This is a genomic window from Gluconobacter sp. OJB, from assembly GCF_039638275.1.
In the GTDB taxonomy this organism is placed as follows: domain Bacteria; phylum Pseudomonadota; class Alphaproteobacteria; order Acetobacterales; family Acetobacteraceae; genus Gluconobacter; species Gluconobacter cerevisiae.
This window is the reverse complement of the sequence record NZ_JBDIWH010000001.1, coordinates 2,148,120-2,170,876: the sequence shown is the minus strand read 5'-3', so window position 1 is coordinate 2,170,876 and position 22,757 is coordinate 2,148,120. Positions and strand designations below refer to the sequence as shown.

Annotated in this window: 16 protein-coding genes; 10 read left to right on the top strand and 6 right to left on the bottom strand. The window is 62.4% G+C overall.

The window, feature by feature from the left end:
* Nucleotides 1–35: 35 nt before the first annotated feature.
* The 5 genes from dprA to ABDK74_RS10005 all read left to right on the top strand — a co-directional run bounded on the left by dprA (nt 36) and on the right by ABDK74_RS10005 (nt 7,557).
* A complete protein-coding gene (gene dprA, locus ABDK74_RS10025; protein ID WP_346003685.1) occupies nt 36–1,220 on the top strand; it encodes a DNA-processing protein DprA in 1,185 nt (394 codons plus the stop codon).
* A 25-nt stretch (nt 1,221–1,245) separates the two neighbouring features.
* The gene (gene topA / locus ABDK74_RS10020) at nt 1,246–3,942 is read left to right on the top strand and encodes a type I DNA topoisomerase (protein ID WP_346003684.1); all 2,697 of its coding nucleotides are present in this window, start codon (nt 1,246–1,248) and stop codon (nt 3,940–3,942) included.
* A 144-nt stretch (nt 3,943–4,086) separates the two neighbouring features.
* The gene (locus tag ABDK74_RS10015; protein ID WP_408874479.1) at nt 4,087–5,886 is read left to right on the top strand and encodes a S41 family peptidase; all 1,800 of its coding nucleotides are present in this window, start codon (nt 4,087–4,089) and stop codon (nt 5,884–5,886) included.
* Between the two features lie 25 nt (nt 5,887–5,911).
* A complete protein-coding gene (locus ABDK74_RS10010) occupies nt 5,912–6,253 on the top strand; it encodes a DUF1491 family protein (RefSeq protein WP_194255727.1) in 342 nt (113 codons plus the stop codon).
* 155 nt (nt 6,254–6,408) lie between these two features.
* Nucleotides 6,409–7,557 carry an OmpA family protein gene (locus tag ABDK74_RS10005; protein ID WP_346003683.1) on the top strand — a complete coding sequence of 383 codons (1,149 nt, stop codon included), beginning with the start codon at nt 6,409–6,411 and terminating at the stop codon, nt 7,555–7,557.
* A gap of 137 nt (nt 7,558–7,694) precedes the next feature.
* Here ABDK74_RS10005 and ABDK74_RS10000 read toward each other — a convergent pair whose 3' ends face one another.
* A complete protein-coding gene (locus tag ABDK74_RS10000) occupies nt 7,695–8,336 on the bottom strand; it encodes an Ig-like domain-containing protein (RefSeq protein WP_346003682.1) in 642 nt (213 codons plus the stop codon).
* A gap of 216 nt (nt 8,337–8,552) precedes the next feature.
* Between ABDK74_RS10000 and ABDK74_RS09995 the strand changes: the two genes are divergently transcribed.
* From ABDK74_RS09995 to ABDK74_RS09975, 5 genes are all read left to right on the top strand, one after another.
* Complete coding sequence (locus ABDK74_RS09995) at nt 8,553–9,113, top strand: hypothetical protein (protein ID WP_346003681.1); 561 nt, start codon at nt 8,553–8,555, stop codon at nt 9,111–9,113.
* 80 nt (nt 9,114–9,193) lie between these two features.
* Nucleotides 9,194–11,209 carry a DNA topoisomerase IV subunit B gene (gene parE, locus ABDK74_RS09990; RefSeq protein ID WP_346003680.1) on the top strand — a complete coding sequence of 672 codons (2,016 nt, stop codon included), beginning with the start codon at nt 9,194–9,196 and terminating at the stop codon, nt 11,207–11,209.
* A 2-nt stretch (nt 11,210–11,211) separates the two neighbouring features.
* A complete protein-coding gene (locus tag ABDK74_RS09985; protein ID WP_194255731.1) occupies nt 11,212–12,102 on the top strand; it encodes a DMT family transporter in 891 nt (296 codons plus the stop codon).
* Nucleotides 12,103–12,182: 80 nt separating this feature from the next.
* On the top strand, nt 12,183–12,641 hold the full coding sequence (locus ABDK74_RS09980; protein WP_346003679.1) for a DUF2946 family protein: 459 nt from the start codon (nt 12,183–12,185) through the stop codon (nt 12,639–12,641).
* Nucleotides 12,642–12,756: 115 nt separating this feature from the next.
* Nucleotides 12,757–14,895 (top strand): TonB-dependent receptor domain-containing protein, encoded by a 2,139-nt coding sequence (locus tag ABDK74_RS09975; RefSeq protein WP_346003678.1) that lies wholly within the window; start codon nt 12,757–12,759, stop codon nt 14,893–14,895.
* 31 nt (nt 14,896–14,926) lie between these two features.
* On the opposite strand, the gene dld is transcribed toward ABDK74_RS09975, so the two are convergent.
* The 5 genes from dld to ileS form a co-directional block, all read right to left on the bottom strand.
* Nucleotides 14,927–16,657 carry a D-lactate dehydrogenase gene (dld, locus tag ABDK74_RS09970; protein ID WP_346003677.1) on the bottom strand — a complete coding sequence of 577 codons (1,731 nt, stop codon included), beginning with the start codon at nt 16,655–16,657 and terminating at the stop codon, nt 14,927–14,929.
* An 81-nt stretch (nt 16,658–16,738) separates the two neighbouring features.
* Nucleotides 16,739–18,592: a DNA mismatch repair endonuclease MutL gene (gene mutL, locus ABDK74_RS09965; RefSeq protein WP_346003676.1), complete on the bottom strand. Its 1,854-nt coding sequence runs from the start codon at nt 18,590–18,592 to the stop codon at nt 16,739–16,741.
* A 99-nt stretch (nt 18,593–18,691) separates the two neighbouring features.
* A complete protein-coding gene (locus ABDK74_RS09960; RefSeq protein WP_194255735.1) occupies nt 18,692–19,264 on the bottom strand; it encodes a DUF3035 domain-containing protein in 573 nt (190 codons plus the stop codon).
* A 77-nt stretch (nt 19,265–19,341) separates the two neighbouring features.
* Nucleotides 19,342–19,866 (bottom strand): signal peptidase II, encoded by a 525-nt coding sequence (gene lspA / locus ABDK74_RS09955; protein ID WP_346003675.1) that lies wholly within the window; start codon nt 19,864–19,866, stop codon nt 19,342–19,344.
* Nucleotides 19,866–22,736 (bottom strand): isoleucine--tRNA ligase, encoded by a 2,871-nt coding sequence (gene ileS / locus ABDK74_RS09950; RefSeq protein ID WP_346004204.1) that lies wholly within the window; start codon nt 22,734–22,736, stop codon nt 19,866–19,868. The genes lspA and ileS overlap by 1 nt, the downstream gene beginning before the upstream one ends.
* Between the last annotated feature and the right edge of the window lie 21 nt (nt 22,737–22,757).

Sequence of the window (22,757 nt, the reverse complement as noted above, 5' to 3'; positions counted from 1 at the left end):
TCCATTAAGGAATCTGCCCTAAGAAGAAAGACCTGATGACAGATTCCGCAGCCGCCTCTCCCATCATCTCCACTGCAAACCGAATCGATACGCTGCGTCTGTCGCACACAATGGGGGTCGGTCCGGTCAACTTTGCGCGACTGATGACGCAGTATGGCAGCGCGGGAGCCGCTTTGGCAGCGCTGCCCGGACGGATGCGTAAAGCAGGGCGGCGTGAGGCCCCTGTCATTCCTTCCGTTTCGCGCATGACGAACGAACTGGAACGCCTTGAAAAACTGGGCGGAAAGATGCTGCTCCGGGGAGATGCGGACTATCCGCTGCTCCTGTCCCGTGTGCCCGATGCACCGCCGGTGCTGTTCGCGCTTGGGGACGTCCAAAAGCTGTCGATGCGGTCTGTCGGGGTTGTAGGCGCACGCAATGCCTCGGCGGCAGGAATCCGGATTGCAGAGAGTCTTGCAGCCGAAATGGCCCACGCCGGGATCTGCGTGGTTTCCGGGCTGGCACGGGGTATCGACTCGGCTGCACACGCCGCCGCACTCCATCCCGGCCTGACGGTCGGTGCGATCGCCGGAGGGCTGGATCATGTCTATCCACCGGAGAATGCATCCCTTCAACAGCAGATTGCCGAAAGAGGCTGCCTGGTGACCGAAGCGCTGCTCGGAACGGCACCGCAGGCCCGCCATTTTCCGCGCCGCAACCGCCTGATTGCCGGGATTTCGTCAGCATGCCTGATCATCGAGGCAGCACTGGACTCCGGCACGATGATCACGGCCGATCTCGCCCAGTCCTACAACCGTGAGCTTCTGGTCGTGCCGGGTTCGCCGCTCGATCCGCGGTCACGGGGCGGAAACCATCTGCTAAAAACGGGTCAGGCAGCCCTGACAGAAAATATTGCCGATATTCTTCAGGTCCTACCGTCGGAACTTCCCAAACGTGAACCCGCGCCGTGGCAGCGTGCAGCACGCCACACCCCGCCTTTGACCGGCTTTTCCGAACCCTCGACCATATGGGGAGACATCTCTGAAGCAGGCTGGATTGATCCCGATCTGGTACAGCAAAGCGTGCGGTCTCTTCTCTCCGTGACACCCGTAGCAGTTGACGAGGTGGTGCGCCGCTGCCAGTTCTCCGTGTCGGCAGTGCTTGCGACGCTGGCTGAGCTGGAGCTTGGCGGGGTCGTGGAGTTTGTGCCCGGCGGACGCGTGGCGTTGCTGCCGAACTGAAGTGACGCGGAATACCGGAGTGGCGATGACGGACGTTGTGGTGGTCGAGAGCCCGGCAAAGGCTAAGACGATCAACAAGTATCTGGGAAGCGGATATACCGTGCTCGCTTCATTCGGACATGTGCGGGATCTGCCGCCCAAGGACGGGAGCGTGCGCCCGGACGAGAACTTTGCCATGAGCTGGCAGACGGACGAGCGCGGCGCAAAGCAGATCTCTGCCATCACCAAGGCGCTGAAGGGGGCGAAAAACCTTTACCTCGCCACTGACCCGGATCGCGAAGGTGAGGCGATTTCCTGGCATGTCCGCAGCGTTCTGGAAGAAAAAAATCTTCTGAAGAACGTGGACGTCCATCGCGTCACCTTCAACGAAATCACCAAATCAGCCGTTACCGCGGCAATGGCCGCTCCGCGTGAGCTGGATCGTCCGCTGATCGACGCCTATCTGGCCCGTCGCGCGCTGGACTATCTGGTAGGCTTCACGCTCTCCCCGGTCCTGTGGCGCAAGCTGCCCGGCAGCAAGAGCGCCGGGCGTGTGCAGTCGGTTTCGCTGCGTCTGATCTGTGAGCGCGAAGCCGAGATCGAGGTTTTCCGCCCGAAAGAATACTGGACCGTCACCGGCGGCTTCACGACGCCCGGCAAGGCCGCATTCCAGGGCCGCCTGACGCATCTGAAGGGTGAAAAACTCGACCAGTTCGATCTGAATAACGAAGAGCTGGCATTCGGAGCGCGCGATACGGTTCTGGGTGGGCAGTTCACGGTCCGCTCCGTCGAGCGCAAGCGCACCAAGCGCAATCCTCCGCCGCCGTTCACGACATCGACCCTTCAGCAGGAGGCGTCCCGCAAGCTCGGCATGAGCGCGCAGACCACGATGCGCACGGCCCAGCAGCTTTATGAAGGCGTGGATCTGCGCGGCGAAACCACCGGCCTGATCACCTATATGCGAACAGACGGCGTGACGATGGCGAAAGAAGCCATCGGGGCCATCCGCGGTCATATCGGCGAGGCGTTCGGGGGCGATTATGTGCCGGATTTCCCGCGCGCCTACTCCACCAAGGCCAAGAACGCGCAGGAAGCTCATGAGGCCATCCGCCCGACGGATGTCTTCCTGACACCCCAGCAGGTCGGCCATGCACTAAGCCCTGAGCAGAAGAAACTGTACGAACTGATCTGGAAGCGCTCCGTCGCCTCGCAGATGCAGTCGGCGGAACTGGATCAGGTGGCGGTCACGCTGGCCGATGCCAGCGGCCAGACGCTTCTGCGCGCCACAGGTTCAACCATCGCATTCGACGGCTTCCTGAAGCTCTATATCGAAGGCCGGGACGACACCAAGGTCGAGGATGAAGACGGCAAGCTCCTGCCGCCGATGAAGGAAGGCGACCGCCTGACGACCGGGGACGTGGATGCCGAACAGCATTTCACCCAGCCGCCGCCGCGTTATTCGGAAGCCTCACTCGTCAAGAAAATGGAAGAGATCGGCATTGGCCGTCCCTCGACCTACGCTTCCATTCTGGGCGTGTTGCGGGACCGCAATTACGTGCGGCTGGATGCGCGACGCTTCATCCCCGAGGACCGTGGACGACTGGTCACGGCCTTCCTGACCTCCTTCTTCGAGCGCTATGTGGATTCGGGCTTCACGGCCTCGCTTGAAGAGCAGCTAGACGACATTTCAGGCGGTCGCGCGGACTGGCATGATGTCATGGCCGCGTTCTGGCATGATTTCTCGGCGGCTGTGGCGCAGACCAAAGATCTGAAAATCTCGGACGTCATCGACGCTCTGGACGAAGATCTCGGACCGCATTTCTTCCCACCCCGCCCTGATGGTGGCGATCCGCGCGTCTGCACATCCTGCGGAACCGGACGACTGGGCCTGCGGCTGGGCAAGTTCGGCGCCTTCATCGGCTGCTCGAACTATCCGACCTGCCAGTTCACACGCCGTCTGGTCGCCGAGGATGGCGACACCGAAGGGCTGAACGACGGTCCGAAAATTCTGGGGCAGGACCCGGATACCGGTGAGGACATCTCGATCCGTCGCGGCCCATACGGGCTGTATATCCAGCGCGGCGAACCCGACCCGGAAGACAAAAAGGCCAAGCCCAAGCGGACGACCATTCCCAAGGGAATCGACGGCAACACCATGACCATGGAACAGGCGCTGGGGCTGCTATCCCTCCCGCGTCTGGTTGGACTGCATCCTGAAACGGGCGAGAAGATCGAGGCCGGTCTGGGGCGTTTCGGGCCGTATGTGAAGATGGGTGCCATCTATGGCACGCTCGACAAGGACGACGACGTTCTGACCGTCGGGCTAAACCGGGCCGTGGATTCGCTGGCCAAGAAGCTGGCTTCCATCCGCAATCTGGGAGCGCATCCGAAAGACGGCGAACCGGTCATGATCCGCAAGGGACGGTTCGGCCCCTACGCCCAGCATGGTCAACTGATCGCCAACCTGCCGAAGGGGCAGGACATGGAGGACGTCACGCTCGATGAGGCCGTGGCGCTTCTGGCGGAAAAGGGCAAACCACTGAAAGGTGGCGCAAAAAAAACTTCGACGAAAAAAGCAGCTCCGAAGACCACAAAGGCCAAGAAAGCCGTTGCATCTACGGAAGGGGATGAGGCCGCTCCAAAGGCGGTAACGAAGCGTATCCCGGCCAAAGCCGCCACAAAGACGAAAACCACAACGCCGCGGAAGCGTAAGACTGTTTCCGACACGTCGTCGGAAGACTGAAAACAGATCGGGTCGGCAGTGTTGCCAGATGGCACTGCCGACCCCAGATTTGATCTGGCGAGTCTTTACCGTGGCTGAAGTTTGTGGCGTGGTCGCGTTACGGGAGCAGCCGTCTTTTGCCGTCCCGTCTCCAAGGACCCCGTCTTGCGTCATGCCGCCCGCCCTGTGACCTTTTTCATGCCGCGCAGCCGCAAGGCGGCATGTCGTGTAGCGCTGTGTCTGGCGTTCTGCATTCTGGTCCTTGCCCTTCAGAGCGGCGGCGCAGACGCCCAGACACCAACCGGCGCCGGGCCAGATGCTGTCCGCCCTACCGGAACGGCTCAGGCGCCCGCCACGGCAACATCCGTTCCGCCCCCGCCCTCACCTCCCGTCTTTTCAGCATCCAGCACGCGGGATGTTCTGGTCGCAGCCCTCGGCTTTCTGGAGCCGCGAACGCTGGAGGCCCATTCCGCACGGGATTTCTGCGTCTGGGGACTGGATGGTCTGACCGCCATCGACCCAACACTGTCCGTCACGGTAACACCTACGGCCACATCTTCTCCCGTCGTCCACGCGCCAGGAACAGCTGTCGCGACTGAAAAATCTGCCATCGCTTCGCTCCCGGCAACGTTGAGCGTTCTTCAGGGGCAGACGGTGCTGTTCAGTCGCGCCCTGCCAGCGGGGAACAGCCATTCCGCATGGGCGGATCTGGTCACGGCGGCCATGCAGGCGGCATGGCAGCATTCCTCCACATTGCGGGATGCCGGGTCAGATGCACTGTTGCAGGGATTCTTTGACGAGCTGTTCAATCATCTCGATCCCTATTCCCGTTACCTCGGCCCCTCTCCCGCCACATCGGACCGGACGCGGCGCACGGGCAGCACAGGCACAGTTGGGCTGAGCCTCGGGCAGAGCGGACGGAACATTGTGATTACAGCCGTCAACGCCAACGGTCCCGCCTGGGAAGCAGGCGTCGATACGGGCGAGCATCTGGTGTCCGTCAACGGACGCTCCACGCATGGTCAGGATGCCGCAACCGTTCAGGACTGGCTGGAAGGCGACGAACACAGCTCCGTCACGCTGGGAATCGCCGCAAAGGGACACCGGCCCACGACCTTCAAACTGCAACGGGTGCAGGTTCCGCCCGAAACCGTGTTCGCCTCTACCGATGGCCCTTTCACCGTTCTGCGCGTCACGTCCTTTTCGACCCAGACGGCGGAGGAAATCAGCCAGTATATTGATCAGGTCGTGGAGCAGCCAACCCCGGACGCCCCCGCCCCGCCTCCGGGAAAGGGCAAGGCTGCGGGCATCATTCTCGATCTTCGCGGCGATCGCGGAGGCGTCCTGCAACAGGCCGTAACGACGGCGGCCCTTCTGCTGGATCATGGCGTGGCCGTAACCACGCAAGGCCGGAATCCCTTGGCCAACCACATCTGGGCCGTTCAGGGCGGGGACATGACCAACGGAACCCCCGTGGTGGTTCTCGTGGACGGACGGACGGCGAGTGCTGCCGAAATTCTGGCCTCCGCACTCGCCGACCACCGGCGCGCGGTCGTGATCGGGAGCGAAACGCTGGGCAAGGGACTGGTTCAGGTGATCGGACAGATGCCGAATGGCGGCGAACTGTTCGTGACATGGAGTCGCAACCAGGCCCCTCTGGGCTGGCCGATTCAGGGACTGGGCGTCATGCCGCAGATCTGCACATCGCTTGGAGCGGACGCGCTTCAGGCGCAGTTCTCCGCCCTGAAAGCGGGAAACAGCCTTCAGGGCGAAGCGGTGCAAACCGCCCGTGCTGCCCGCTATCCGGTCCCGGTGGCGAAAATCCTCGAGATCCGTAAACATTGTCCGGCCGCCATTGGCTCGGATGCCGACATGGACGCAGCAAAGGCGCTGCTGTCTTCCCCTGCCGCCTACAAGGCGGCTCTGGAGTCTGTTCCCGACGAGAACAGCGCGCCTCTCCACTAACCTTGCAGGACGAACGGAAACGGTTATGGGCGCACGATTGAAAACGGGACTTTGGGTACGGGCTGTCCTGCGCCGTATTTCCTCGGACGGAACCTCGGCCATGGTTCTGAAAAAGGGAGACGAGGATGCCGGTGCGGTCCTGATCGTCCTGACCGACCGCTCAGGTGGAACGGGCGTCCTGCGGGAGGACGGTTCTGGCTGGACCCGCGTGGATGCCACCGATGCCGCCAGTGTGGACGCCTATCTGGAGCGGCAGAAACAGTATGATCCCGATCTGTGGATCGTCGAGCTTGAGATGCGCGACGTCTCCCAGCCCATTGAGCGGACTCTCGGATCACGCAGGCTCGATCTGGACGAAGAGGCGTAAACTGTGGGAGTGAAGACACAGCACATGGCGAACCTGCCATAAAGAAAACCGCATGATGCGGCATTATGCTGTGTGATGCGTTGCCATCGTCCGAGCTTTCGGCAAGAACACACACGGTAAGGTTGGCAGATTTGGCTGGTTGGAGAAAAATGGACATGACGCACCGATCCGTTGTCAGGACCTGGCTGACCCGAGCCGGGTTCACTGCAGGCGTTTCGATGCTCGTCATGGGGGCCGCAACCGCACAGCCTGTCAAAGGACTGTATGTTGCAGGTGAGGGCGGCGCGAGCTTCAACCAGGACCAGACGGTACGGCTTTCGCCCGTCTTCCCGAGTGGGCGTGACCACTATCAGGCGGGCGTGACCGGAATCGGCAGTCTGGGTTACGGACTCGGAAACGGCTTCCGCGTCGAGGTCGAGGGCAACTACCGCAACAACCGTTTGCAGCAGTTCCGTTCAGGCACATTCCCGTCCTCCGTCGGTGGCCGTCAGCAGGGCTATGGCGTCATGGCCAACGCACTGTTCGACATGGACATCGGCAAGTCCTGGGTCTTCCCGTATTTCGGCGCAGGTATTGGCTATGGGTGGCAGGCGATGAACGCCTATGTTCATGCCCCGAACGGCGCTTTTGACCAGCATGTCGGCGGAACAGCCGGGAACTTCGCTTATCAGGGCATCTTCGGCCTCTCGTTCCCTGTTCCCTGGGTCGTGGGCCTGTCGGCCACGGCGGAATACCGATTCTACACGCTGATGGGGCCGAACGGACACCATGCCACCGCCACCGGAATCTATGGCGGCTGGGACAAGACGAAGGAATTCGGTGTGTCCAGCGGCAACCGTGACACCCGGACGGACTTCAACCATTCGCTGATGCTGGGCCTGCGCTACGAGTTCAATCCGGCTCCTCCGCCGCCAAAGCCGGTTGAGGCTCCAATGCCGATTCCGGGACCTGCGCCCACCCGCACCTACCTGGTATTCTTCGACTGGGATTCAGCCACGCTGAGCGCACGGGCGAAGGCAGTGGTGGCCGCAGCGGCACGCAACTCCACGTCCGCTCAGGTCACGCATATCGAGGTCAACGGCTATACCGACAGTTCGGCGGCCCATCCGGGACATCGTGGCGAGGCCTACAACATAGTGCTGTCGCAGCGTCGTGCGAGCGCCGTCAAGGAAGAGCTGGTGCGTGATGGCGTGGCTGCGGGGATGATCGCGACACAGGGTTTTGGCGAGAGCCATCCGCTGGTGGTCACGGCCGCCAATACGCGTGAGCCGCAGAACCGGCGCGTGGAAATCGACTTCAAGTAAGACCTGCGAACAGGCCCTGCCTTTCCGGTTAACCGGCGGCTTCTTTCGGAGCCGCCGGTTTTTTTGTATCTGTCAGGCACAAAAAAGGGCGGAGAGAAGCCTCTCCGCCCTAACCCGCTCCGTTATTGGAATGGATCTTATTTCTTGCGACGCGTCGTATGACGGACAGGCGCCTTTTTGGTCACTGCCTTGGTCGGCGCGGGGGCGACGACAGCAGGCGGCTTTGCGACGACCACGCCGGTTGCATCCACCGTGGCATGGATCGTCAGATGCTCGCGCTTCTGACCGCCACCGGGGATCAGCTCAGCCGTGAACGAATCCGTTCCGGCGTAAGCCGTCGCGGGCGTATAGTCCACGTACGTCTTGCCGTCATAATTGTAGAGGAAGGCCTTGCCGTGCGACGGCGGAGGATTGACACCGAAGGAGGCATAATTGCCGCCCAGCGGTTTCTGAATGGCGATGGAGCACAGACCGTCATCACTACGAACCGTCATGTCCACGCTCATCGTGCCATCGGCAGCCTTCTTGACGGCAGAGACGTGGCAGACGGCAGAGGTCCGCTGGTAGCCGAAAGGATTCGGAGCCACGGAACGCTGAACGATCGGCTGCTGAGCACAGCCGGAGAGAAGCAGGGATACGGCCAATGCCGAACCCAGGGTAATGGCAGAACCTTGCAGACGCACGGTCAACTCCAACGCATCGTGACAGGACAGGCCGCGTTTCCGCAGCAGACAGACGTTCGCATGTAGAGCAGGACGGCACGAGGCGAAAGGCTGCATCCGGATGCTCCAGCCATTTTGACGGTATTTTGTGCCGTAAGGCCGATAAATTGACTCCAAGTGGCATGGCGCCCCTTTTCTGCCATGAAATCATGTTTCGGATGAAGGGCTTGCCGCACGTTCCTCAGATGCAGAATCAGCTTTCGCCAGGGGTCGACCGCGGGTAGTCTGTTCCAGTGGTTGTGGCCGGTCGATCCGGTCTTGTGGAGTCTGTCAATGCCGTCGATCTTCCGTCGTTCCGTCAAGGGCCTGCTTGCTGTGGGACTTTCCTGCGCTACGCTTGCTGCCATTCATCCCCTGTCCGCCCGCGCTGCGGACTGCGGCAACTCGCCGGCTCACGAAGCCTTCGATGTGGCCGGACTGAAGTCCGAGCTGATGGTGACGGCGCTGTCCTGCAAAGCTCAGGATCGCTACAACGCCTTCGTCAACAAGTTCCGCCCCACCCTGCTGAATGCGGACGAGCGTCTGAACAGCTATTTCCGCACGACCTATGGTCGTCGCGCGCAGGTCGAGCATGACGACTACATCACGCAGCTTGCCGACATCCAGTCGCTCGGCGGACTGAAATCCGGCACGGTCTTCTGCCAGCAGCGCGAAGCGATGTTCGACGAGATCAATGCTCTCGAAAGCTCCGCAGACCTGGCCCATTACGCTGAAGCCAAGGACGTGGCCCAGCCAGCCTCCTACGAGAGCTGCGAAGCCCCGGCGACCGTGGACCGACATTCCCGCAAGGGCGTGACGAAAAAGGCTGCCACACGCCGCACGAACCGCGCCTGAGAGCCTGCTCTGAAGCCGACGGTCGCCCTGCCTCGAAGCGTTTGCTTGACGTTCCGTAGCGGGGCGGCGACAACGCAGACATGAGCGATCTGTTCGAGTCAGGCAAGACAGGCAAACCCAAGACCGGCACATCCCGTAAGGGGCCGGTCGATACGGAATATGGTGCCCACGACATCGAGGTGCTGGAAGGGCTTGAGCCCGTCCGGCGCCGTCCGGGCATGTATATCGGCGGCACGGATGATACCGCGTATCATCACCTCGCCTCCGAAATCCTCGACAACGCGATGGACGAAGCGGTGGCAGGTCATGCCACCACCATCGACGTTCGGCTGGAAGGCCCGCGCACGCTCATGGTGCGCGACAACGGCCGCGGCATCCCGACCGACCCTCATCCGAAATTTCCAGACAAATCCGCGCTTGAAGTGATTTTCACCACGCTGCATGCGGGCGGAAAATTCTCGGGTAAAGCCTACGATACCTCCGGCGGCCTGCACGGCGTGGGCAGTTCGGTCGTCAATGCGCTATCCGAAAAGCTGGAAGTCGAAGTTGCACGGGACAGAACGCTGTACCGACAGGACTTCGTGCGCGGCGTCTCACTGGCGCCGCTGGCGGAAGTTGGCAACGCGCCCAATCGGCGCGGCACAACGGTGCGGTTTACGCCAGATCCGGAAATTTTCGGCAACCATCATTTCTCCCCTTCCCGCCTCTACCGGATGTGCTGCTCCAAGGCCGCGCTATTCCGGGGGGTGACGATCCAGTGGAAATGCGAACCTTCCCTGATCAAAGCGGGCGACGAAACGCCGGCTGAAGCCACCATTCAGTTCCCCAACGGTCTGGAAGACGCTCTTTCGGCGGAACTCGGACCCGATCCGGATCTGCTGACGCCACTCTGGGCAGGGGATGTGGAACTGCCGGTTGCGGCGGATGGCCGCACGGGCGGACGCGTGGAATGGGCCGTGGCGTTCCTTGAGAGCGGAACAGCATCCCTTTCCTCGTTCTGCAACACGATTCCTACCCCTCAAGGCGGCACGCATGAAGCCGGATTCCGCTCTGCTCTGGTCAAGGGGCTGCGCGCTTGGGGCGATCAGCGCAAGGTCAAGCGGGCTGCGGCTATCTCGGCAGAAGATGTTCTGGGGTCTGTCGCCGCCAAGCTGTCTGTTTTCGTCCGGGACCCGCAATTTCAGGGCCAGACCAAGGACAAGCTGACCTCTCAGGAAGCGTCGCGGCTGGTCGAGGGCGCGCTACGCGACCGCGTGGATCACTGGCTGGGTGGCAATCCACAACAGGCGGACAGCCTGCTGGCTTTCATGGTGGAGCGCGCGGAAGAGCGTCTGCGCCGCCGTGAAGTCAAGGACACGGCCCGCAAGAGCGCCACGCGCAAGCTGCGCCTTCCCGGCAAGCTGACGGACTGCACGCGTGAAAATGCCGCCGAGACGGAACTGTTCCTCGTGGAGGGCGAATCGGCTGGCGGCTCCGCCCGTCAGGCGCGCGACCGCGAAACGCAGGCGGTGTTGCCGTTGCGCGGCAAAATCCTGAATGTGGCTTCCGCAACCAACGACAAGATGCGGGCCAATCAGGAACTTAAGGATCTGACGGAAGCTCTGGGCTGCGGTATCGGGACGTCGTTCGATATCAGCCGTCTGCGTTATGGGCGCGTCATCATCATGACGGATGCCGACGTGGACGGGGCGCATATCGCCTCGCTGCTGATGACGTTCTTCTACCGCGAAATGCCGGAACTGATCCGTCAGGGTCATCTGCATCTGGCGCAGCCGCCGCTCTACCGCATCACGCACGGACCCAAGACGGTCTATGCGATGAACGATCAGGACCGGCTGCGGCGGATCAAAACCGATTTCAAAGCCAATGCGAAGGTCGAGGTTTCCCGGTTCAAAGGTCTGGGCGAGATGCCGGTGAAGGATCTCAAGGAAACGACCATGGACCCGGCCCGGCGGACGCTTCTGCGCGTCATCACGCCGCCTGAGGACCGTCTGATAACCAGTGAGCGTGTGGAAAGTCTGATGGGCCGCAAGCCGGAACTACGCTTCCGCTTCATTCAGGAACACGCCCGCTCCGTTGACGAACTCGACGTCTGAGCGTGTCATCCCCGACCAGTGCCACGGAACCGGATAGCCAGCTTAAGGCCATCGGCTGTCTGATCGGGGGGATTTCCTCCTTTCAGATCGGCGCAACGCTTGCGAAGGGGCTGTTTCCGCTGTTCGGCCCGACCGGCATGGTGGGGCTACGCGTCTGTCTAGCGGCTGTGATCCTGCTGTGCATCTGGCGACCGACCCCAGGTACGCTGACGGTTGAGCGGCTGAAGCTGCTGCTGCCTTATGGTGCATCTGTCGCGATCATGAATTTCTGCTTTTACGTGGCGCTGGTCCGGCTGCCATTGGGTGTCGTCGTGGCCCTTGAGTTCACCGGCCCTCTGACGCTGGCACTGGTCGGCTCCCGCCGCTGGCTGGATCTGTGCTGGGCGGGGCTTGTGGTTGCGGGGCTGTTCCTGCTTCTGCGGCCCGAGGGGCCGACGGTGGGTCTGGCGTCGCTCAATCTGTTCGGCGTGGCGGCGGCCCTGCTGAGCGGCTGCGGCTGGGTGGTCTATATTCTGACCGGCACACGGATGGGGAAAATGTTCCCCGCGCCCGTAGCCACGACACTGGGCATGAGCACGGCGGCCATCCTGCTGCTCCCCTGTCTGATCCCGACGATTCCAGCGGTTCTGACCCACCCCTGGCAGGGTGGTGCGGCGCTGAGCGTGGCGGTCCTGTCTTCTGCAGTGCCGTATATTCTGGACATGATGGCGATGCGGAGCCTGAGTCCGCGCGATCTGGGCATCCTGCTGAGCATGGAGCCGATGCTGGGTGCTCTTTCAGGATTCGTATTCCTGCATGAGGCTCTGTCCGCAATGCGCTGGATGGGGGTGCTGTGTATTGCCGCCGCCTCGGCAGGGAATGTGCTGACCGGACGGCAAAAGTCCCTGCATTGACGCAACACCGATCCATAATCGGCTGAAAACAGACAGAAATATAGGGTCGGGACGTATTCCGCTCTCTTGACCGGCAGGGGATGTCGGCGCCAGATGCGGGCGTTATGTCCTGCCTCTTTCCCCCTTCGAACCGACGGTCCGGTCTGCCTGCATTTGCAGTCATCGCCGTGGTTCTTCTGGGGTTTCTGGGACAGCTTGTTCTTCAGGGGTGTTCCTATCCTGAAGAAAGCCCCCGGGCGACGATCGAGCGCCTGACGGGGATCGACATTGCACCGTCCCCCATGATGATGACGGAACACATGTCCGGATCGATGCCCGGCATGACTGCCGGACATCAGCATCATCACCACTCGCATGACGGCACCTGCCCACTCTGTCCGCTGTTGCAGCTTCTGGCAGTCATCCTTGCCAGCCTGCCCGTACTGCCAGCCTGTGGAACCAGAGGGCGTCAGATCCGACAGACACCCGGTGCGCCACGCGCGCCGCCCGTAGTCTGGCGTCTGCTTCCCCCGTCCCGAGGGCCGCCTCGCCTCGTCTGAACCCCATCGTAGTCATGGCGGAGGACGTAACTGCCCGCGGTTTGTCTCTTTCGGGACAGGCCTGCGGGGCGTGATCCGCCGTGACTGGATTTCAGATCAGTCGAGGATGTGGATCATGCTCCCCCTTTTCAGTGTCCGCGCGGGCGCAGGTTATGCGCGCCCGTGCCTGACGGCGATTTTCTTTACCCTGACCGCCTTTTCAGGGGCGTCCGCACAGGACGTTCTGTCTCAGCCAGACTCCGTCGAGTCTGCCAAGGCCGAACAGTTGCGTGTCATCGGCGTACACCAACCGCAGACGACCAGCGCGGATACGGCACATCTTCTGGACAATGCGCTCGGTTACAGCACCTATTCCGCAGGCGGCGTCTCCGCCCTGCCTGTCCTGAACGGTATGGCCGACGACCGGGTGGCGACGCTCGTGGACGGGATGCGGATTGATGCCGCCTGTCCGAATCATATGAATCCCGCCATGTCCTATGTCGACCCGGACAGCGTCTCGCGCGCCGTGGCGATTGCGGGGATCACGCCCGTCAGTCTGGGCGGAGACAGTATCGGCGGGACCGTCGAGATCGAGCGCAAGGACCCGCTCTTTGCCAAAACGGGCGATATCCTCGTGACTGGGCATGTGCGGGGCGATTATCGCAGCAATGGCGGCGGTTCGGGAGCTTCGGGGTCTTTGACGGTCGCCAATGATATGTTCAGCCTGCGCTATACCGCGTCCTATTCCCATGCCAGCGACTATCAGGCAGGCGGGAACGGGCAGCGCGTGCGGTCCACGGACTATCTGAGCTTCAATCATGCTGTGACGCTGGGCGTGAAGAAGGCCAACCATCTTCTGTCCCTGACCTTCGGTCAGCAGGACATCCCCTATGAGGGCTTTCCCAACCAGTACATGGACATGACGAACAACCGCTCCACCTTCGTGAACGGCAAGTACAAGGGCGACTTCAACTGGGGCACGCTGGATGTCCGTGGCTCGTGGCAGCGGGTGACGCATGTCATGGACATGCTTTCGGACAAGGGCGGTCACAGCGCGACCACGGGCATGCCGATGAACACGGATGCGCGGACGGCGACCTATGCGATCAAGGCGACCATTCCGCTCGGGCTGAAGCACACGCTCAAACTGGGCAGCTCCTTCGACCATAATGGACTGAACGACTGGTGGCCGCCGCTTCAGGGCAGCATGATGATGGGGCCGGGCACCTATCACAACATCAATAACGGTCATCGGGACCGGCTGGGTCATTTCGCGGAATGGGATGCGCAGTGGCTACCCCGCTTTTCCACACAGCTTGGATTTCGCAACGATCTGGTGATGATGAATACGGGCAAGGTCGCGCCCTATTCCTGGACCGGCATGATGTCCATGGCCGATGCGATGGCGGCGGAGCGGTTCAATCAGGCGTCACGCGGGCGCACGGACGTCAATTTCGACGTGACCGCAACAGGACGCTGGAAGCCGATGGACAGCCTGTCCATCGAGGGCGGCTATGCCCGCAAGACACGTTCGCCGAACCTGTATGAGCGTTATGCCTGGGGCATGGGCAGCATGGCGACGCGGATGATCGGCTGGTTTGGCGACGGCAATGGCTATGTGGGGAACCTGAACCTGTCGCCCGAGGTCGCCAATACGGCCAGTGTCACGGTGGACTGGCATGACCCGAACCCGACCCAGCGCTGGGATCTGAAGATCCAGCCCTTTTATACCTACACGCACAACTACATTAACGTCCGGCGGTTGAGCAGCTTTTCCAACGGCCTGTCGATGCTGGGTTTCGTCAATCACAACGCCCAGAGCTACGGCATCAACGCCTCAGGCTCCGTACGCCTGTGGGACAGGATGGCTTATGGGCGGGGCGAGCTGGTCGGGAACATCAACTGGGTGCGCGGTGTGGATCTGGTCACGCATTCGGGGCTGTACCACCAGATGCCTGCGAATGGCCTGATCGGGCTGCACGAGACCTATGAGGACTGGACAGGGCGCGTCGAGGTGACGCTCGTGAAATCCAAGGACACCGTGGACTGGCTGCGCAACGAGCCCCGCACGCCCGGATATGCCTTGTTGGGGCTTGGGGGGAGCTATCGCTGGCGGTATTTTACGCTCAATGCCGAACTCGCGAACGTGCTGAACCAGCGCTACTACCTGCCGCTCGGCGGCCTCTCGCTCGGGGATTACGACGCTACAGGTGTTCTGGGGCCGTTGCCGGGAGTGGGGCGGTCTTTCAACATGAACCTGACCGCCGCATTCTGAAAAGAACCGGGCCGCAACAGAACCGGGAGCGTCAGACGCTCTCGGCAACCCAGTTGCGGGTCTTTGTCGCAAGGCCAATGCCCGGATTGAAGCAGTTGCACGGATCAAGGCTGCGGTAATGGGCGACCATCTCGTCCGGCGCCTTGTAGAGATGCCCGACATTGTGTTCCGCCGGATAGCGCGCACCACGGGCGTCCAGTCCGGGGAGCATGTCGTGCTCCACCTCCATGGCGTTGTAGCCCTTTTTGATCACGTAATCCTGGTGCATCACGTGGCAGAAGAAATGGCCGTAATAGAGTTTGACGATGATCTTGTCTTCGATCTCCTTCGGCAGGACCTCAAACCATTCACGATCATTGCGGCGCAGGGCGACATCGAGCGCCACAATGTCTTCGGCGGTTTTCGTGTGGATTGCGCGGTACCGCACGGCAGCACCGGCTGCGGCAAAGCGGTGCAGGAAGGCGAGCTTGCCTTCTTCGGGCGTACATTCAAAGAAAGCCCCGCCCGTGCTTGAGGCCCACTGTTCCAGATAGGTCCGAACAGGCGCGGTCATGGGAGCCGAGACCTTGAGCATCAGGTGATGCTCGAAACGGTCACGATACTCGCACATGCGCTTGGGGAGCTGTTTGGGCAGGAAGCGGCTGAGGAACTGCATCGCCAGATCGCTGAAATGATCGGACAGGAACGGCAGTTTCTGCGCGAAAACGTCGAAGCGGGACTTCATGGAGAAGAATTTCGGCAGGTATTTCGTGCCGAAATAGCGGATGACCGCAAACGTATCCTTGCCGTATTTCTCGGCGATATCGAACGCATCGCGATGCAGATATTCACCTGCAATCGGCAGTTCGTCGAAATGGGTCAGGGCGTGGCGGCGCAGGTCTTCAAGGTCGGACGTGCTGTTCGTCCCGATATAGAAGACGGCCGGGTTTTTGTTCGCCTCGAACGTATCCAGACGCACGGCGAACACGACCAGCTTGCCCGCACATCCCGCGGCTTCATACCAGCGGTTGGGGTCGGCATTGAAGCGGGCGGGGGTGTCTGCGTCCACGTCCCGGACATGAATAGCGTAGTTTTCGTCGTGGCCGCGTCCGGCGTTCCAGTCGATGGCGGCTTCGGGAAGCTGTCCGGCCTGCACGGCGGCGAGGATCTGCTCGGGATTGCCCTCCAGACGGATGCCCAGATGGTTGACGAGATGCAGTTTGCCGTCCGCACCCATCTGCCCGAACAGCGCCATTTCGGTGAAGGCGGGGCCGCGCTGGACCAGCGCACCGCCGGAATTGTTGCTGACACCACCCAGAACTGACGCACCGATACAGGACGATCCGATCACGGAATGCGGTTCGCGGCCGATGGCGGCAAGCTTGTCTTCCAGATCGTGCAGGGTGGAGCCGGGCAGACACACGACCTGCCTGCCCTCGCCGATCAGGTGGATGCCATCCAGACGGTTCGTGCTGATGATGACCACGCCACGGTCATAGTCATTGCCGTCAGGAGTGGAGCCGCCCGTCAGGCCCGTATTGGCGGCCTGCATGATGATGATCCGGCCGGACTCAGCACAGAGCTTCGCGGCACGCCACAGTTCAACAAGACTGCCGGGCTGAAGCACCGCCACCACGTCTCCCATGCCGAAACGGAACCCCTTGCGGAAGCGATAGGTCGCGGCGGGTGTCGTCAGGACATGTCGCGCGCCAAGAATGGCGCGGAGGGAGTGGATAAGCGAGGCATCAGTTGCCTCGGAACTGCCTTGTAGTGACGCTGACATTCTGTTGTCTTTCCTGCCGGCAAAGTGATCGCCGCTGGTCCTAACATGGGGCTGCAAGAAACCACTCTTCAACCCTGCGTGTTATTTAACGCGTCCAAAAAGACGTTCAAGTTCACGCCGCGTCAGTCTGAGCCATGTGGGCCGCCCATGAGAACAGGTATTGGCACGCGGAGTGCGTTCCATCTCTCGCAGCAGGGCGTCCATTTCTTCGGGCTTGAGACGACGACCTGCACGGATACTGCCATGACAGGCCATCCGCGCCAGAATGGCGTCCAGATGATGCGCGAAACTTCCCGTACTGGCAGCGTCCAGATCCGGATCACTGGCCAGTTCGTCGGCAACGTCCTTCAGAAGACCCTGAATATCCTGCGCGCCCAGAAGGGCCGGAACCGACCGCAGTAGCACGCTGCCGGGGCCGAAAGATTCAAGGTCGATCCCGAGTTTGGCAAGATCTTCCGCCCGCGACATGAGGGCTTCGGCCTCACGGCGGGGCAGGTCCACCACTTCGGGCAGGAGCAGGGCCTGCGCACGCAGAGTGCCGCCGCTCGCATATTGTTCGCGCAAGCGCTCATGGGTCAGGCGTTCATGGGCCGCATGCTGATCCACGAGAATCAGGTCGCCATCGGGTGCGAGCGCGAGAATGTATGTGTCAAAGACCTGCGCGATGGACGCGCCTAGCGGGAACGCCGGATCGAGCGCCTCAGGCTGCTGCGGAGCCCGGGCCGCAGGGGCGAAAGCCGGGTCTGTTTCTGCAAAACCCTGACGGGAGGCGGCTTGCGGGGTTTGGGGCGCTGAGGCCGTGGGCAGAGTGGTCTGTAACGGAAGCGACGTCACAGCCTCACGGGGTTCCGGCGGGCGCGGCGGATAGACGATGGAAGGCCGCGGGGCGAAACTCGCATGAATGCCACCTCCGCCCTTCGAGCCATGCCCCAGCGCCCGGCCCAGACCACCAATGACAAGGGAGCGGATGTCGGCTTCGTCGGCGAAACGCAGTTCCGTCTTGGCGGGATGGACGTTCACGTCCAGCCGTTCCAAGGGCACTTTCAGATGCAACGCCATGACCGGGAAGCGGCCACGCTCGATGACAGGACGATAGGCTACACGAATGGCTGTCCGCAGCATCGGGTCGGTTACAGGGCGGTTGTTGACCAGAATGAACTGGCCCGATCCGGTGGCGCGGGTGCGGGCCGGGCCACAGGCAAAACCCGACAGGCGCACCGCACCGCGCTGTTCGTCGAGCGGGATCAGCGTATCGGGCGTGGTATCGAGGATAGAGGCCGCACGGCTGATCGGACTCTGTTCGGGCAGGTCGAACAGAACCTTGTCGTCCAGCAGGACACGCATGGCGCAATGAGGCGCGGACAAAGCCAGCCGCCGCATAACGGATTCGGCATGACCACTCTCGACGCGTGCGCTCTTGAGAAACTTGCGCCGCGCCGGAGTGGCGAAGAACAGGTCTGTTACGACGATGCGCGTACCGATTGGGCCGGAAGCGGGCTGTGGCAGGGTAATGACGCCGCCATCCACGCGGATGCACCAGGCGGTATCGGACTCCGGCGCCCGGGACGTGATGGAAAGCCGTGCGCTGGCGCCGATGGAGGGCAGCGCCTCGCCCCGGAACCCGAGCGTGCGGATCTGGACGAGATGGTCGTCCTGAAGTTTGGACGTGCAATGCCGCTCGACCGCCAGTTCCAGCTCGGCCGGGTTCATGCCGCAGCCATTGTCGGTAACGTCAATCCGGTCCGTTCCGCCTGCACGCAGCGCGACCACGATACGTGTCGCACCAGCATCAATGGCGTTTTCGACCAGTTCCTTCAGCGCGGCGGCGGGACGTTCGATGACCTCGCCCGCTGCGATCAGGTCGATGACGTGGCCAGACAGGCGACGGATTGTTGGACGGCTTGGGGGGCGGGGAAAGGACGGGGCCTCGGTCACGATGCCTCCTCATCGTCCGGGCAGGAGCCGGGCGGCAGACGGGACCGTCCCTTCCAGCCGATCAACAGGCTGGTGTGGGAGCGGTCGGGACTGGCAGAATTACAGAACGCCTAGGAAGGCTTTCTTCTTGCGGACCGTCGGGGTGGCGCCCGTTGCAGGGTTGCGGCCCAGAGCCGAGTTCTCGCGGATGCGACGGTTTTCGCCGTCACCATCGACGACGGATCCGGCATTGCCGCCTTTCCAGAACATCAGATTGTCCACAAAACCGGCATCGGCCGTACCGAGTTCGGCATTGTTCGGCGCATTGGCGGACTTGTCCACCTGCCCGACCAGTGCGGTCTGGCCTGTGCTGCCCTTGCCGGAATCCGGATGCAGGGCCGTGTCCGGCGAGAGGGTTTCGAGCGCCTGCATGCGCGGGCTTTCATCCGGGCGATGGGCGTCCGCGGCGCCGGGAAGCTGCATCTGCTCGGAAGGCGGCATGGAGAGGGGCGCGCGGGTCGTGACGGTGTACTCGTCGGGCATGGCCCGTTCGAGGCCGATCGCGCGGGAGACATCGGCGCCCGTGCAGCCCGAAAGCAGCAGGCCGACGGAAGCCATGGCACCCATCTGAACACTGAGACGGGCAACGAAAAGACGGTTACGGCGCATGGAGGGCCCCTGGGACGCGATCATGATTGGAACACTCCTACAGTTCACGCGGCGCGGGAGCAAGGCCGGAGCGGGGCGTGAGAAAAAGTTCCGGCTGTGCATCACTTCGCGTTCGAAGCTCTGGCGGCCTGACGTTCGGCAAGAAGGGAGTCGATCAGCCAGACGGCCACGCCACAGACGATCCCGGAATCCGCGACGTTGAAGACATACCATGACCAGCCGAACGCATGGGCGTGCAGGAAATCCACGACCGCGCCATAGCGCAGGCGGTCGATGACATTGCCGATGGCCCCACCGGCAATCGCACCACAGGACGCAGCAACCAGCGTACGTTTCGTGCGGGTCAGGGTCCAGACCAGAAGCCCCACCGCGATCAGCGAAATCGCGCAGAAAACCCACGGCCCCCGGCTGCCGAGGCCGCCGAACATGCCGAAGGTCACGGCATGGTTCCAGACCATCGTGAAGTTCAGGAACGGCAGGATTTCGACTGATCCACGATCCGGCAGGTGGTAGGTGTACAGAATCCAGTCCTTGCTGGCCTGATCCAGAACGAGAACCAGAACCAGCAGGGCGAAGCCCAGAACCATGCGCCCCGTGCGGCTCATACCGTCATGCCACAGGGACATCAGGCGCTCACCACGTCAATGCAGCGGCGGCACAGGGCAGGATGTTCGGCGTCTTCCCCGACTTCCGGCAGCACCTTCCAGCAACGGGCGCATTTATGGCCCGGCGCACGCTCGACCTGCGGGCCGCCATGAGCCGTGTCGCCCGGCAGCAGTTCTGTTTCGGCATGGGACGTGATGAGAAGTTCGGCCCAGTCGAGACCCCCCAGAATTCCGGCTTCTTCCTGCGACAGCGGCAGCGTGACGCTGGCTTCGAGCGAGGAGCCGATCGTGCCGTCACGGCGGGCTGTTTCCAGCTCGGTCGTGACAAGGCGACGATAGGCGCGGATGTCTTCCCAGCGGTTGCCGAGTTCGGGATCGTTCCACTCCGCATCCGGCTCGAAGAACTGCGCGAGATGCACGCTGTCGTTTTCGCCGAAACGGGCCTGCCAGGCTTCTTCCGCCGTGAAGACGAGAACAGGGGCCAGCCAGGTGCAGAGCGCACGGTGCAGGACATCCAGAACCGTGCGGGCCGCGCGGCGCGTCGGATCGGATGTGGCGTCGCAATAGATCGCGTCCTTGCGGATGTCGAAATAGAACGCCGAGAGGTCGGTGGTGCAGAACCCGTGCAGTGCCGGATAGACGCCCACCCACTGATGCGTCTCAACCGCGCTGGAGATCAGGCCGCGCAGTTCGGACAGGCGGTGCAGGATATACTGCTCCAGCGGCGGCAGATCGGCATAGGGCACGGCCTCTTCAGGTGTGAAGCCATCCAGCGCGCCGAGGAGCCAGCGCAGGGTATTGCGCAGGCGACGATAAAGCTCGCCCTGCTGCTTGAGGATTTCTTGCCCGATGCGAAGGTCTTCGTTCGTGTCGGAGTTCAGGACCCACAGACGCAGGATGTCCGCGCCGAGGCTGTCGGTCACGTCAGACGGGGCCACGACATTGCCCAGAGACTTGGACATCTTGCGGCCCTGCTCGTCCATGACGAAGCCGTTGGTCACGAGCGCCTTGTAGGGCGCGACGCCCATCGTGCCGACGCTTTCCAGAAGGGAGGACTGGAACCAGCCGCGATGCTGGTCGGAACCTTCGAGATAGACATCGGCGGGGAAGTTCAGCCCCTCCTGCCCCAGATCGAAGCGATGGGACGAGCCGCTTTCAAACCAGACATCCACGATGTCGAAGACCTGTTCATAATCGGCGGGATTGCGGTCAGCGCCGAGGAACACGGCCGGGTCGGCTTCATACCAGACATCGGCCCCCTTCTCGCGGAAGGCGTCGACGATACGCTGCATGACGGCGGCATCGCGCAGGACCTCGCCGGTGCGCTTCTCGACGAAAACCGCGATCGGAACGCCCCAGGCGCGCTGGCGGGAGATGCACCAGTCCGGACGCTGTTCGATCATCGACGTGAGACGGCGGCGGGCTGCTTCGGGGACGAAGGTGACGTTGTCCAGCGCGCTGAGGGATTTTTCGCGCAGCTTCGTCTCGCCATCCATCGCGATGAACCACTGCGGCGTCGCGCGGAAAATGATCGGGGCTCTGGAGCGCCAGGAATGCGGATAGGAGTGGCGGACCGAGCCGCGGGCCATGAGGCCGGTGGCGGGTGCGTCGTCATGTTCAGCGGACTGGCGGGCTTCCGTCAGCAGGTCGCAGACCGGATCGGCAGCCTTGAAGACGTGAATGCCAGCCAGATGCGGAACCCACGGCGCGTAACGACCGTCGTCTTCCACCAGTTCGGGGACTTCGATGCCGTACTGGCGGCAGAGTGCAAAGTCGTCCTGACCGTGCGACGGCGCCATGTGGACGAGGCCCGTACCGGCATCGGTCGTGACGAACTCACCCGGCAGCATCGGCACGTCATATTCATACCCACGGCCACGCAGCGGATGGGCGCAGACCGCGCCTTCGAGGGCCGTGCCCGGAAGGGTGTAGAGCGTGTGATGGGCGGTGATGCCCGCTTCCGTACAGAACGCTTCCACACGGTCTTCGGCTACCAGCAGCTTTGCGCCTTGGGGGACGATGCTGTTTTCGTTCGTCTCGTCGATCCGCAAGACGACATAGGTGATATCCGGGCCATAAGCGAGCGCGCGGTTGGCCGGGATGGTCCAGGGCGTGGTCGTCCAGATGACGGCGGAGACGCCGCTCAGGGCATGGGCGGGTGTCGGGTCCTTGATGACCGGGAAGGCCACAAAAATCGTGGTGGAGTCGATGTCGTGATATTCGATTTCGGCTTCAGCCAGGGCGGTCTTCTCGACCGGGCTCCACATGACGGGGCGCAGGCCGCGATAGAGGCTGCCGTTGAGCAGGAACTTGCCGATTTCATCGACGATCTTGGCTTCGGAGCTGAAGTCCATCGTCACATAGCGATTGGCCCATTCGGCCTGCACGCCGATGCGCTTGAAGTCTTCAGCCTGTTTCTGGACCCATTCGGCAGCGTACTGGCGGCACTCGGCACGGAACTGGAGCAGCGGCACCTGATCCTTATCCTTGCCGGCCTTGCGATACTGCTCCTCGATCCGCCATTCAATCGGCAGGCCGTGACAGTCCCAGCCCGGAAGATATCGGACCTCGTAGCCTGACATGCGATGGGCGCGGTTAACCACGTCCTTCATCACCTTGTTCAGGGCGTGTCCGATATGAATGTGACCGTTGGCGTAGGGCGGGCCGTCATGCAGCGTGAAGACGGGACGTCCCTTCCCGGCTTCACGTATCCGATCGTCCAGTCCCGTCTCAGCCCAGCGGGCGAGCGTCTCGGGCTCGCGCTTGGGCAGGCCGCCGCGCATCGGAAAGCCGGTGCGGGGGAGGAACACGGTGTCGCGATAGCGGTCCTGCTGTTCCTTGAACGCGGCGGCAGAAGGATCGGGGGTCTTGTCGGAAGGGCTGTTGGACATCAGGGACGGGCCAGTTTCGGT